At 36.5% G+C, this 12,812-nt stretch carries 14 protein-coding genes; 7 read left to right on the top strand and 7 right to left on the bottom strand.

What is annotated here, in order from left to right:
- Positions 1–41: 41 nt before the first annotated feature.
- Entirely contained in the window at positions 42–284 is a 243-nt protein-coding gene (locus ACI6PB_RS01360; RefSeq protein ID WP_156407828.1) for a RodZ family helix-turn-helix domain-containing protein, read from the bottom strand.
- Positions 285–429: 145 nt separating this feature from the next.
- Here ACI6PB_RS01360 and ACI6PB_RS01355 point away from each other — a divergent pair, with 145 nt between their 5' ends.
- Positions 430–666: a helix-turn-helix transcriptional regulator gene (locus ACI6PB_RS01355; RefSeq protein WP_025084566.1), complete on the top strand. Its 237-nt coding sequence runs from the start codon at positions 430–432 to the stop codon at positions 664–666.
- Positions 667–755: 89 nt separating this feature from the next.
- Here the strand turns inward: ACI6PB_RS01355 and ACI6PB_RS01350 are convergent, their stop codons facing one another.
- The gene (locus tag ACI6PB_RS01350; protein WP_025084567.1) at positions 756–1,280 is read right to left on the bottom strand and encodes a hypothetical protein; all 525 of its coding nucleotides are present in this window, start codon (positions 1,278–1,280) and stop codon (positions 756–758) included.
- Between the two features lie 561 nt (positions 1,281–1,841).
- Here ACI6PB_RS01350 and ACI6PB_RS01345 point away from each other — a divergent pair.
- From ACI6PB_RS01345 to ACI6PB_RS01325, 5 genes are all read left to right on the top strand, one after another.
- Positions 1,842–2,858 carry an ABC transporter ATP-binding protein gene (locus ACI6PB_RS01345; RefSeq protein WP_404327956.1) on the top strand — a complete coding sequence of 339 codons (1,017 nt, stop codon included), beginning with the start codon at positions 1,842–1,844 and terminating at the stop codon, positions 2,856–2,858.
- A complete protein-coding gene (locus ACI6PB_RS01340; protein ID WP_056955821.1) occupies positions 2,855–3,829 on the top strand; it encodes an ABC transporter ATP-binding protein in 975 nt (324 codons plus the stop codon). The genes ACI6PB_RS01345 and ACI6PB_RS01340 overlap by 4 nt, the downstream gene beginning before the upstream one ends.
- Positions 3,829–4,788 (top strand): ABC transporter permease, encoded by a 960-nt coding sequence (locus ACI6PB_RS01335; RefSeq protein WP_025084569.1) that lies wholly within the window; start codon positions 3,829–3,831, stop codon positions 4,786–4,788. The genes ACI6PB_RS01340 and ACI6PB_RS01335 overlap by 1 nt, the downstream gene beginning before the upstream one ends.
- A gap of 15 nt (positions 4,789–4,803) precedes the next feature.
- Complete coding sequence (locus tag ACI6PB_RS01330) at positions 4,804–5,757, top strand: ABC transporter permease (RefSeq protein WP_025084570.1); 954 nt, start codon at positions 4,804–4,806, stop codon at positions 5,755–5,757.
- A gap of 141 nt (positions 5,758–5,898) precedes the next feature.
- Positions 5,899–7,719 (top strand): oligopeptide ABC transporter substrate-binding protein, encoded by a 1,821-nt coding sequence (locus ACI6PB_RS01325; protein WP_404280829.1) that lies wholly within the window; start codon positions 5,899–5,901, stop codon positions 7,717–7,719.
- Between the two features lie 125 nt (positions 7,720–7,844).
- Here the strand turns inward: ACI6PB_RS01325 and ACI6PB_RS01320 are convergent, their stop codons facing one another.
- The 4 genes from ACI6PB_RS01320 to ACI6PB_RS01305 all read right to left on the bottom strand — a co-directional run bounded on the left by ACI6PB_RS01320 (position 7,845) and on the right by ACI6PB_RS01305 (position 10,827).
- The gene (locus tag ACI6PB_RS01320; RefSeq protein WP_025084572.1) at positions 7,845–8,441 is read right to left on the bottom strand and encodes an NAD(P)H-binding protein; all 597 of its coding nucleotides are present in this window, start codon (positions 8,439–8,441) and stop codon (positions 7,845–7,847) included.
- An 11-nt stretch (positions 8,442–8,452) separates the two neighbouring features.
- On the bottom strand, positions 8,453–8,935 hold the full coding sequence (locus ACI6PB_RS01315; protein ID WP_404327645.1) for a flavodoxin: 483 nt from the start codon (positions 8,933–8,935) through the stop codon (positions 8,453–8,455).
- Positions 8,907–9,827, bottom strand: coding sequence for an IS30-like element ISLsa1 family transposase (locus tag ACI6PB_RS01310; RefSeq protein ID WP_404327580.1), 921 nt, complete (start codon positions 9,825–9,827; stop codon positions 8,907–8,909). The genes ACI6PB_RS01315 and ACI6PB_RS01310 overlap by 29 nt, the downstream gene beginning before the upstream one ends.
- A 382-nt stretch (positions 9,828–10,209) precedes the next feature.
- Positions 10,210–10,827 (bottom strand): NAD(P)H-binding protein, encoded by a 618-nt coding sequence (locus ACI6PB_RS01305; protein WP_025084573.1) that lies wholly within the window; start codon positions 10,825–10,827, stop codon positions 10,210–10,212.
- A gap of 193 nt (positions 10,828–11,020) precedes the next feature.
- Here ACI6PB_RS01305 and ACI6PB_RS01300 point away from each other — a divergent pair, with 193 nt between their 5' ends.
- Positions 11,021–11,590: a sugar O-acetyltransferase gene (locus ACI6PB_RS01300; RefSeq protein WP_404327644.1), complete on the top strand. Its 570-nt coding sequence runs from the start codon at positions 11,021–11,023 to the stop codon at positions 11,588–11,590.
- 50 nt (positions 11,591–11,640) lie between these two features.
- On the opposite strand, the gene ACI6PB_RS01295 is transcribed toward ACI6PB_RS01300, so the two are convergent.
- Positions 11,641–12,702 (bottom strand): hypothetical protein, encoded by a 1,062-nt coding sequence (locus ACI6PB_RS01295; protein ID WP_309510529.1) that lies wholly within the window; start codon positions 12,700–12,702, stop codon positions 11,641–11,643.
- Positions 12,703–12,812: the final 110 nt, after the last annotated feature.

Genomic DNA, 12,812 nt, shown 5'->3' with positions numbered 1-12,812 from the left:
GTATCTGCTAATACAACTAAGTTTTGAAGATAATTTTTTGCTTATTTAATTTGCAAATTTTTTAGAATTAATTTTTGTAATTCTCGTAAATCAATCTCATAAAAATCTGACAACACAAATAAGAGCTCACCATCAATGATTTTGTTCTTATCTGTTTCAATTGCACTCAAGACTGAGGTTGATGTGGTACAGCCATACTCTATTTTCGTAGTATCAACCACCTGCTGAAGCGTCAAATTCTTCAAAAGTCTTTTTTTACGCAAATACTTTCCAATCGTCATCATGTCTCAAATATAACCTATACCTTTCATATATGATATTTTAACTTAAAATATGGCTTTTTCAAAAAAAGTTATTGAAAAAAAAGAATTTCTAGTTTAACATGTTCTTGTCCTTGATTAAGGAAAACTTAAAAAAAGGGAATTTATTATGTATAGCAATCAATATTTAAAAGCATATTTTACGTTAAAGAACATCAAGCAAAATGATATTGCCAAGCTTCTTGACAAATCAACATCCACCATTCGTAGAAAAAATGATGATTTAGGATTCACTCAAAAAGAGATATTACTAATTCATAATAAATACAACATCCCTATTCAAGCATTTTTCTATGATGCTGATAACGATAATACGGATACTTCCACATTCCCAGAAAATTCTTAAGATTATTCATTTGAAATATGCCATCACTATATAGTTTATTTCAAATCACAAAAAAAGTGCAAACATTGCTTTGCACTTTTTTGTTATCTTTATTTTTGATTTATATCTTGTTGTAACTGATTCAATTCTCCATTATTAGAAAGTTTCTGATATTGCTGGTAAGCCTGATACCAATTTCCATTATTAATAGCAGTTCTCAAGCCTGAATATTCATTATTGGAGAAAATTTCTTGTGCGGCCTTTTGTGATTGTTCCTTCGTTAAAGCAGACGAATCCTCAATAAGAGTTGCTGTTTTATCCTGACTATCGGCGGCCGACATAATTTCAGACATTTTTTTCTTTCCTAAAACGGAAGCGGCTCGGTCAATCTTCTCATCCTTCTTAGAATCACCGGTTTTACGTGCCTTAACTCTCTTAACTAGTTCTGATTTCACAGCTTTGTCACTAGGAGTATCATTACCTGTTGCATTACGTAACATATTGTTCAATGGAAAAAAGAAGATAACACATAGGACTATTAAAACTAGTAATGAAATGATGATTGTTAAAATTAACGGTTTCTTAGTTTTCTTTTGATGACGCATTTGTTGACGCATAGGATCACCCTTCTTCATGGATATATTACCACCATTTTCATTCATAATTCACTTTTTAACTACCGTGTTTTCATATTTTGACACGTTAATGGTAGCGTTTCAACTCATTTTGCTAACTAATTTTTCATGAAAATAATAAAAAATTTCTTTAAAGGAGTTTCAGAAACTAATTTTTCTGAAGCTCCTTTTTATTTCTAAGATAATTGGTTCAAACCACTGGCGTTATAACGTCAATTAATTAGTCCGTTTTATCTTCTTCCATATTCTATTAATCTCTTTGATACCAATAATTAGAACAATGACCTGAAAATATACGTATCGTCATTTATAAGTTAACTTTTTTCTAATCTTTCTAATTTAATTGTATAGTCTGTTCATACAGATAAAACAAAGTTTATAACTCAATTATGAATAAATAATAAAGTTTTTTAATATTATTTTAATTTTAGGGGTTGTAAATTAGAAAATGATTAACTATAATCGAACTCAATTATTAAAAAGGTTCAACCAGGCACTGGTACGAATGTATCTTTGCACCTTAGGGTCTATATAAGAAGATTATTAGAATCAGGAGGGGATATCTTGGAAACTACATCAGATTTTCTAAATATTAAAGATGTTAATACTGCTTTTAAGATTAACGGAAAATACTACGATGCCATTTCTCATATTAATCTCACAGTTCATCATGACGAGATTCTTGCCATTGTTGGTGAGTCTGGATGTGGAAAAAGTACTTTAGCCACAACTATTATGGGTTTGCATGATCCATCCGAAACAAAAATTTCAGGTGAAATTGATTTTGAAGGCACTAACCTTTTAAAACTTGATGAAGCTGGATACAACAAATTCCGAGGAGCTAAAATCGGAATGATCTTCCAAGATCCACTATCTGCTTTAAATCCTCTAAAAAGGATTGAAGATCAAATTAGTGAAGTCATGACTTACCATACTAAGTTAACTGCTGAACAAAAACACGATCGAGTTTTGGAACTATTAAAAGAAGTAGGAATTGTTGATCCCAAACGGACTGCTCATCAATTTCCACATCAACTCTCCGGTGGTATGCGTCAACGTGTTATTATCGCGATTGCTATTGCTTGCAAACCCGATTTAATCATTGCTGACGAACCAACGACAGCTCTTGATGTAACAATTCAAGCTCAAATTTTAGATGTTTTAAGAAAGATTCAATCTGAAAATCATGCCGGTATCATCTTGATCACCCATGATTTGGGAGTTGTTGCTGAAACCGCCGACCGTGTAGCAGTTATGTATGCTGGACAAACTGTTGAGGAAGGTAGCGTCGAACAAATCTTCAATACTCCAAAGCATCCTTATACACGTTCACTATTAAGATCAATGCCTCAACGTGACAATCAAAACGATGACTTATATGTCATCCAAGGTAATGTTCCCTCATTACAAAAGATGTCTAAGATTGGTGATCGATTTGCATCACGTATTCCTTGGGTCAAACCTGAAGAACACGAAGAAAATCCAACAATGCATGAAATAGAACCTGGACATGAAGTTCGTTGTACTTGTTACAAGAACTTCTCGTTTCCAGATCAGGTTGGGAGTGTGAAAGCATGAGTTTAGTTGAAATCAAAAATTTAAAAGTTCACTACCCTATCCGTTCTGGATTTTGGAATCGAATTACTGATTCTGTAAAGGCTGTCGATGGTATCAGTTTCAATATTGAAGCTGGTGAAACTTACGGATTAGTTGGTGAATCTGGTTCAGGTAAATCAACGACTGGTAAATCAGTTGTTGGCCTAGAAAAAATCACAAGCGGTTCAATCATGTATCAAGGTAAAGATATTACCAAAAAAATCAACCGTAAGGAACTTGATTACAACCACGACGTTCAAATGATTTTCCAAGATTCCCTTTCTAGTTTGAATCCTAGAAAAAGAATTGAAGATATTATCGCAGAACCATTAAGAAATTTCGAGCATTTAAGTAAAGATGAAGAGAAATTAAGAGTTTTACAACTACTAGATATCGTTGGTTTGGATCCTGATGCTTTATACAAGTATCCTCATCAATTCTCTGGTGGTCAAAGACAACGTATCGGAGTCGCTCGTGCCGTTGCTACTAATCCTAAATTGATCATCGCCGATGAACCGGTTTCCGCTTTGGACCTTTCCGTTCAAGCTCAAGTTCTAAATTTCATGAAGAAAATTCAACGTGAATTTGGAATTTCTTACCTATTCATCTCCCATGATTTAGGTGTTGTCAGACATATGTGTAACAACATCGCTATCATGAACCGTGGCCGTCTAGTTGAAATTGGAACTCGTGATGATATTTATAATCATCCCGTTCATATCTACACTAAGCGTTTACTAGCTGCCATTCCTGAAACAAGTGTTAACAACAGACAACAACATCGTGCTAATCGTTTAGCCGTTGAAGAAGTCTATCGTGAACAACAAGACAAGTATTACGACAAAGATGGTAAAGCTTTCCCACTAGTTCCAATTAGTCCAACTCATTCAGTTGCTCTACCAAAAGAAGTTGCCAACCAGATCATCAAACAAGAAGGAGAGGTGAAGGCATAATGTGGAAAACAGTTCTCCGTCGTATCATGATTATGATTCCTGAAGTTATTATTCTTAGTCTTTTAGTTTTCCTATTAGCTAAGGCAATGCCTGGTGATCCTTTCACCGGTTCCATTAATCCTAAATCCGATCCTGCTCAACTTCATCATTTGATGGAAATGAATGGTTTGTACGATCCTTGGTATCAACAATATTGGAATTGGGTTGTCCATCTATTCCACGGTAACTTGGGTAACAGTTATCAATATCAAGAACCAGTTACTCGTTTAATTGGTAGCCGTGCCGTTAATACCATTTGGTTAGCCTTACTTACAACAGTTCTTACTTACTGTTTTGCTCTACCAATGGGTATGTTTGCTGCTAAACATGAAGGTAAACTTCCTGACAATATCGTCAGAATTTACACATATGTAACTTACAGTATTCCTTTCTTCGTTGTTTTAGTTATTGGTATCTGGATCTTCGGTTACGTTCTAGGCTGGTTCCCAACTACAGGTTCCGTTTCAGCTACCGCTAATCCAGGACTTCCAACCGCTGGATCTCATTTGTACCACATCTTATTACCAAGTATCTTGGGTGCACTATTTGGAACTGTCAATGTTGTTCAATACCTTCGTTCAGAAGTTATCGACGCCAAACGTTCCGATTATGTCAGAACTGCTCGTTCTAAAGGTGTTCCTGAAAAAGATATTTACAAACATCATATTTTTAGAAATTCATTATTACCTATCGCCGCATTTGCCGGTTATTCAATTACTGGATTGTTAAATGGTTCTATCTTTACTGAAACAGTCTTCTCTTATCCAGGTATGGGACTACTATTTATCAATTCAATCAATTATCGTGATTACACCGTTATCACTGCTTTAGTTTTAATTTACGGAATTTTGAATCTATTGGGTACGCTACTTTCAGATATCATCCTAAGTATCGTTGATCCTAGAATCAGAATCGAATAAGGGGGCCGTTAATTTATGGAAGAGAATCTAAATAAACATTCAAATATTTCAGCGGCTGACTTAGACCGTTTAACTAAAGAAGCTAGCGAAGAAGCTACTCCATCATCTGCCAAGATTGTTTGGAACGAGTTCAAGGCTGACCGACCTGCTTTCATCGCCTTGTTTATCGTTGTTGGCTTTATACTCTTCGTTATGATTGCATCACTATTCATTAATACTCCAAAAATGATGGAGACCAACATCATGAACTACAATATCAGTCCAGGAACCAATGGTTATACTCTCGGTGCTGATGCTGGTGGTCGTTCAATCGCTCAGCAGCTTATCGTTGGTTCACGTAATTCAATCGGTATTGCTATCGGACTTACAATTATTTCTTCAACCTTTGGTATTTGCTGGGGATTAATTTCAGGTTACTTCAGTGGCTACATTGATTGGGGTATGCAACGTGTGTACGACTTCATGATGATGTTACCAATGACAATGATGATAATTGTTTTAGTTACTATCATTAAAAACTACAATGCTGTTTCATTGACACTTATCTTCTCTATCTTCTATTGGGAAGGTACTTCACGTTTGATTCGTTCACGTACTCTTTCAGAATCTGAAAAAGATTACGTTGCTGCTTCTAAGACTTCTGGTACTAGCAGTCTCAAGATTATTTTCCGAGAGATCATGCCTAACATTTCATCATTGATCATCGTTGATACAACTTTATCATTTGCTGAAAACATTGGTGTTGAAACAGGTCTTTCCTACTTGGGATTTGGTCTTCCAATTCAAACTCCATCACTTGGTACTTTGATTGCTAATGCTAATGATCCTAATAACATCACCGAATATTGGTGGACATGGTTACCAGCTGCCTTGTTGATTATCGTCCTTTGTTTATCAATTAGTTACATTGGTCAAGTTGTTAGACGTTCAGCTGATGCCTCTCAACGTCAGGGAGATGCAGAACAATAATTATTTCGTAATTTTACAAAAAATTAAGGGAGATGGTGCCTTTTCCTAATCACGGGTTTTATAAGTCTTCTGGATACAAATTTTCTTAGCCAATTCTGTAATTGGTGAATATAGGTTTTTTTAACTTAAGGGGGAAACACAATGGTTAAAACTAAAAATAAGGTTATTCTCTCAGCTGTGACACTTTTGGCTGCCGTCACATTAGCTGGTTGTTCTAACGGAAATAGCAGCAGTTCTTCATCCGGTACAACTGCTCAAATTAAATTAAAGTCATCATTTAAGAACAGTGCTGCTACAGATAAAAATGCAACTAAGAATGGTACTTTGAAGTTGGCCGAAGTCGCTGACTCACCATTCCAAGGAATCTCAGATCCAGTCCTTGCTTCAAACGCCGCTGACTCACATGTCTTCTCTCCTGGTGGTTTGAACAACTTGTTCAACGTCGATAAGAACTACAAGATTATCGATGGTGGTCTTGCTAATCAAAAGCTTGATCGTAAAGCTAAGACAGCTACAATTACAATCCGTAGTAATGGTAAATGGTCAAATGGTGACCCTGTAACTGCTAAGGATGTTGAGTACGCATATGAAGTTCTTGGCAATAAAGAATCAACAACAAGTCAATATTCATCTGACTTTGAAAATATCGAAGGTATGGCTGCATATCATAAGGGAACAGCAAGTACTATCTCTGGTATCGAAATGCCAGATGGTGAAAAAGGTAAGAAAGTTGTTATTCACTTCAAGCATATGTCACCAAGTATGAAATTCTCTGGTAACTCATTCATTTGGGGCTCCGCTGAACCTTACGAATACATCAAAAATGTTCCTATTGCTAAACTTGCATCTTCAGAACAAATCCGTAAGAACCCTATCTTCACTGGTCCTTACAAGCTAGATAAGATTGTTACTGGTGAATCAACAAGTTGGGTACCAAACAAGTTCTACTATGGTAAGAAAGCCCAAATCGGACACATTACTATCAACGTTGTTTCATCAAACAACATTGTTAAGGCCATTCAATCTAAGAAGTATGACTCCGTAGTTCCTTCAGCTTCTGGTGAAGTTGGTGGTACTTCATACAAGAAATTGAAGAACCTTAAAGGTTATACAAAAGTTGGTCAACCTGCCCTATCATACAGTTACTTTGCCTTTAACTTAGGCCATTTCGATACTAAGACTGGTAAGAACGTTGCCGATTCTAATAAGAAGATGGCTAACAAGAGTCTACGTCAAGCTATGATGTACGCTCTAAACGTCGATGATGTTGCTAAGAAGTTTGGTAATGGTGTTGCATGGCGTGGTAACACTTTGATTCCACCTGTATTTACTAAGTACTACGATAAGTCAGCTAAAGGTTACTCATTGAATCTTAAGAAAGCCAACAAGTTACTTGATGACGCTGGATACAAGAAGCGTAACGGTAGCAAATGGCGTTCTGATCCAAAGGGTAAGAAACTTACTATCTACTTCGGTGGTATGAGTGGTAACTCTATTACAGAAGCTACATACCAAGATTATCTACAACAATGGCACAAAGTTGGTTTGAACGTTAAATTATACGGTGGCAAACCAATGGAAATGAATAGCTTCTATGACTTGCTACAAAAACCAAGTCAAAACAAAATTGACCTTTGGACAGCTGCATGGTCATTATCATCTGAACCATCACAATCACAACTTTATGGTGAAACTGCTCCATTCAACATGGGTCACTTCGTAACCAAGAAGAATACTGAATTGATCAACAAGATGAACGATTCATCTGCTTGGAATGACAAGACACGTACTAAGACATTCAAACAATGGCAAGAATACATGAACGATCAAGCTGGTGTTGTACCAGAAGAATTCAACTACGTATGGCAACCAGTTAATAATCGTGTTAAAGGCTTCGACTTCAGTCCTGCCAATAACGAATTATTCAGTGATCTAACATTGACTTCTTCTAAATTGAAGTAGTCAATGCAACTCCATTAATTAACTCTTCTCCCACATTGCACACATAATCAGTTAATTAATCGAAGAATCCCGACAAAAAAAGCTTCTCAAGACTAGAAATAGTTTTGAGAAGCTTTTTGATTTGTTTAAAGAATTGGTGCATCACGTTTGATCCCGTCGCTAACACCTACATCTTTTTTCGATAAGTATGCTGGATCATCGATTATTTTTAAAATAAGTTCAGCTACACTCTTACGTGAAATACTATTACCCTGAACCAGCTTATTAGGCTGCGTAACCTGATAACGTACCTCATCTACATTATTCAACCAAGCCAATCTTAAAATCGTGTAATCCAACCCTGATTGCTCATACAGATGTGCAACCTGCATTCCAATTTGACTGGTTGCCTTACTATGAGTTCCTAAGCCACAGATAGAAACTACTCTCATAACACCATTAGCCTGCATAGCTCTAATAATATTTTGCGTCGGAACAATTGATTTCGTAGCTCCCGTTAAGTCCAAAACAATATCTTGATCTTCCACTGCAACTTCCACAGCCGAACTGTCTCTGGCATCCCCTTCAATAGCGATTGATTGATTAGCTATTAAATCATCAGCTCGAATTTTATCACGCAAGAACAGCGTTAATTTAATATCTGAGAAAGCTTTATCACTCAACAACTGCTCTTCAACTAAACGTGCAATTTTTCCATTAGCTCCTAAAATCAAAATATTCATAGGACTACCTCCTAATCAAATTGTTCAATGAACTCTTTCAATTGGGTATCGTTATTATTGTATCTGAAACCGTCCGTTACCTTACTTGTAGCAGCTAATTCTCTAACGTAAGGCATTGATTCATCAACATTAGAACCACCAGTTGTTGTAAAAGGAACAATCGTCTTATTTGAAAAATCGTATTTATCAAAAAGACTATAAAAAATCATTGGTACACGACCATTCCAAGTTGGATATCCTAAATAGATTGTATCGTATTTATCCAAATCCGGAAGTTTCGTTTTTATTTCTGGGTGAAGCCGTTGTTCAAATTCATTTTGAGCCACCGGTACGTAATTACTATAACCCGCCGGATAAGGAACTTGAGGTTCCAAACTAACAATGTCAGCGCCAGTCAACGCTTGAATCTTTTGAGCCACCCTCTTAGTGTTACCTGAAAGTGAAAAATAAAGGCAAATTACAAGTTTAATCCGAACAAGCCCGGAATCTTTCAATGGCAGTCTGTTGATGATGTATTTTTAATGGTCGTTGATTAATTAGTTCAAGTGCTGCTAGGATCTCATCAGTCGTTACTTGGCTAAAATTGGTCTTTTTCGGGAAGAACCAGCGTAACCGTCTATTAAAATATTCATTGGAACCTCGCTCCCATGGTGAATATGGATGGCAAAAATAAACTTTGATCTGATAATCCTGTTCTAAGGCCTGATAATTGGCAAACTCTTTACCATGATCAACAGTAATGGATTTTACTTGGGGACCGAAGGCCCCCATAAACTTGCCAAAGGCGGTGTTTAGAGCCTTAGCCGTTCTATTAGGGGCTTTGATGGCCCATAGAAGTCGGGTCTTACGTTCTACGAATGTAACCAGACATGATCGTGACTCACCTCGACTAGAAAGCACCGTATCTACTTCCCAATGACCAAAAGCTAACCGTTGATTAACAGTTGTTGGCCGTTGTTCGATGGAAGTCCCACTTGTAAATTTCCCACGATTTTCGCTCACTCGGTGCTGGCGGACATTCCGATTGGGTAGATCAGTCAATTTGAAGGGGAGCCAGCCACGATTAAGCCAATTATAAATTGACGCAGTGCTCAAGTTATAAGCGGCCGCAATGGTTTCTGGTGACCAGGTTAATCGTAAGTGATTGGTAATTAAAGTCGCTAATGCTGCCGTCAGCATCGAACGACGACCGCAATTCCGCCTTTTGCGATCTGCATCTTGCTGAGCTAATTCTGGATCATAAGGTTTAACCCGGTCCAACTCATAGCTAATCGTAGCTTTGGTGACGCCTAAGGCGTCAGCCATTACTTGGTAAGATTTATTCCCCTCATTGACCAGTTGTGCTAGTGCGCCACGTTGAAAACGTGATAAAGTAGATGTACCCAAAGTAATCACTCCCTATATTGGTTGGAATTAGCTACTACCATTGTAAGTGATTGCTTTGGGCTTTTTAATTTCTGTTCGGATTAATTATAGAATTTGCCTAAATGATTAATTTTGCCATAATTACACCTCTTATTTAGTATCCTATACCCTAAAGTCAGGTTGAGGTCAAGAGATCAGAGAGCGGAGCAGGCCTGGGAATTTCCGAGGATTTGCCTAAGTACTGGAACTGCACGCATACTTGGCGGGCAATTTCAGTACTGTAGCAAACCGGAAGAAATTGGCCTGCGAAGCTCGTTTCCACTATTAAACATAGAACAATGGTTATTTAAAATAAAAAAGTGAAACCAGAAAAAATCCAGCTCCACTTAAAATCAAATAGTTATTACTTAGCAGCAACAGCTCTACGACTAATCTCTACATTCTTATGAGATTCCAATTTGCCATTGTTAACCAATCTAACTGCATAATCGACAACACTATCATAAGAAACATTCTCACTAGTTGGTGCCTCACCCTTATCAACTAGATCATAGTTAATATCCTTACCAGCATCTAAACGAGTTGCTCGAAGAATCGTATAGTTCAATTCAGAATCCTCAATCAAACTAACGGCTGTTCGATATGGCTGCAAAAGAGCATCCTGTGCTAAATTACCTGAAGCACCATCAGTAACAGGCATTTCATTGTAAAGACCCATTGATGTAATGAAGATCAGACGCTTAATTTTTTTCATCTTCATCCCATCAATAATTCTTTGAACCGACAAGCCCAGATTGCTATCCGTTGCCATTAGAACAATATCATTGCCATCCAAAGCTTCATTCAAAACCTTATCGTCCAACACATCCCCATGAACCTCACGCTCACGTTTTTCATCGATTGATAAGATATTAGTATTACGAGCCAACAATGTTAAATAATCATCCGTTTTATCTAAAAGTTGTCTTGTAACCTTTTGACCAATTATTCCAGTTGCACCAACTACCAATACATTTGTCATACCAAATTACCCCCGACTTCAAAATTTTGTTCCAGCTCTATCCTAACTCTTTTTTAAGAAATATAGCCAAATTCTTAATCACTCATTTTCATTTTCTTACATCAGTCGATCCATTTTCACTCATATTTCAGTGTTTTCAAAAATTATGCTATGCTTAATGTACACTTTTATTTAAAAGAGGAGAGATTTGAGAATGGAAATTGAACAAGACCCTGCGTATCAGCAGATGATAAATGGAGAACTTTACTTAGAATCAAGACCTTTGGTCAACTTGCGTAACAATGTACGAACAAAATTGATGGAATATAATTTGATTGCTGACAACGATCAAAGAAACACTAAAATTAAAAGTTTAATGAAATCAGTTGGTAACAGATTTTTCGTTGAACCAACAATTTACTTTAGTTACGGTGTTAATATCACTATCGGTGATCACTTCTACGCCAATCACGATGTCATGCTTTGTGATGAAGGTAAAATCACTATCGGTAATGATGTTAAATTCGGTCCCAAAGTCGGCTTATATACACCAAAGCATCCCATGGACCCAGCTGTTCGTCGTACTGAAGCCGAAAGAACTGCCCCAATTACAATTGGAAACGATGTTTGGGTCGGAGGCAGCGCAAGTATTCTTCCAGGAGTAACTCTAGGAAACAATGTCATCGTTGGTGCAGGATCAGTTGTTACAAAATCCTTCCCTGATAACGTTATTGTTGTTGGAAATCCCGCTCGTATCTTAAGAAAAAATGAACCTAAAGATTAATTAATCAGCCCAAAAAGGAATCTCAAGTTATTCAGCCTGAGATTCCTTTTTTAGTACACAATGGCACTCATACTTGGTACTGTTGCATCCTGTGAATAAACCACTTGCGAATTGGTTTTATTCAAAATAGATTGAACTAACATTTTATTATGCTCTACAGAATAAGAAGTACCATCATTGAATGAAATCAGTGACTTAATATCTCGATTCATTAAAGCAAAATTAATTGTATCTAAATCACTGATCAAGCGCTCTTGATTGTCTGCTCGATGCAAATCATGTTTGATTTTTTCTATCAATGCGACAGTTTCAAAATTCTTATACTCATTAACTTTTTCCAACATTTCTCTATGCGATAAGTTAAGCATTGAACTGTGGATCACACCATCGATATATTTACTATTCCCATAATTATTTAAGTAAACATCTAACACTTCTGGTAGACCTGTTAAAAGAAAAGTCGTGCCCTCACGTTGATACATTGATCCCAGTTTACGATCTAAATATTGGTAATAGATCAATTGATCTTTCTGCTGCTCTTCTGATTTTGTTCGATGACCATGATAAATCGCATTCTTTCCGCCATATGAACCGGAATTCAGATTAGCATTAGCATCAAAATCTGGATAATAGTCCGCAAAATTACTGTGAACTCCCTCAAGTTCAACTTCTTTAAGACTATCCATATTAAACACATTGATTCGATCACGACTGAGGTTGATCAAATACTCTGGATCAGCACCACTCTCTTCAGGCAAGAGCAGATCCTGAACTAGGAACGTTGTCCCAACATGTGCCTTAGGTAAAACTTGATGTTCCATGCGTGAAATTTCCATAGCCTCATTATTAGCAAAAATAATCAGAGCTTTTTTGGAAGTACTAAATAATTGGCGATCCAGCAATAAATTTTCCAACCGTTCAACTGCTTGGTCCCACTGGCGTCTTGGATAATTCAATTCCAAATCTTTTTTAACATCTTTCAATAAGTTTTTATAGTTAAGAATGTTTTCTTCAATTTGAGGAGTTTCTGGATGAATTGGTAAGATAATACTGATCTTTGGTTCCACATCTGAAGCTAAAAGTCTCATTAAGTTATCATTATTTATTTTCATAGTTCATCTCCTACTATTTAGAATCTTATCGATAATATAAGTATATTTTTATATTATCATGATGTAGGAATTTTTGTCCATTTATTAAATCATCGCTAAAAAATAGGATA

This window comes from Companilactobacillus paralimentarius (assembly GCF_963227125.1).
GTDB lineage: Bacteria > Bacillota > Bacilli > Lactobacillales > Lactobacillaceae > Companilactobacillus > Companilactobacillus paralimentarius.
Note: the sequence above shows the minus strand (reverse complement) of the source record. Positions and strands in the feature narration are given on the sequence as shown.